Annotated in this window: 1 protein-coding gene; it reads left to right on the plus strand. The window is 60.5% G+C overall.

The genetic code is table 11. The features are described 5' to 3' along the window. Window positions 1-439: 439 nt before the first annotated feature. Window positions 440-673, plus strand: a 234-nt coding sequence (locus JK635_RS28045; protein WP_202653080.1) for a hypothetical protein, incomplete at its 3' end; no start/stop codon positions are given.

Here is a 673-nt window from a genome sequence, read left to right on the forward strand (position 1 = left end):
AGCACCGCATTGAGCGCTTCGGCCACTTCAGTAGTTGCCTGCGGCCTGAGGTCGGTCGGCGTCTTGAGCGCGGGCGCGGCATTGCCGTCATCGGTTTTTTGCTTGTTTGCCTTTGGTGCGTCCATGGTGGTTTCCTGAAAAAGGGTGGCTAGGTTCCGCCTTGCTGCAGCGGGAGTGGAGGGTTCCGATTCTCGGAGTCCGGTTTGAGCCGCATGTTCCAGAAAAACCCGGCTAAACGCAGCAGTATTGCGAATAATCAGGGACGCCCTCTCCGGCTGGCCTAGGGCCATTCTCGCCCACTGGCCACAAGCAGCCCTGCGCGCCGCGCATCTGCCCCCGGACCCTTGATGATTGACAAGGCCAGCGATGTATGCATGGGCTGGCCTTCTTCTTGCATTGTTGCTGGCAGACAGCCGCACAGACCAGCACAGGACCACCCATGAAAAAAGCGTACAAGGAACCCGGCCTCACCACGGAAGGCGTGGTGTTTTCCGTTGAAGTCGACTCGGTCGAGCGTGAATTCCTGATCCTCAAGAGCGCCCTGACCTATCTCTGCAAGTTGCAGGGTTTCACCATGGACTTCATGAACACCTACCGCGCCTGCGAAGCGCGCATTCACAGCGTGGCGCGGCGCCTTGCCGCCGGCGCACCCAGGGGCGCGCCATTGGTTCTC

This window comes from Neobacillus paridis, from assembly GCF_016765675.1.
GTDB lineage: Bacteria > Bacillota > Bacilli > Bacillales > Cytobacillaceae > Neobacillus > Neobacillus paridis.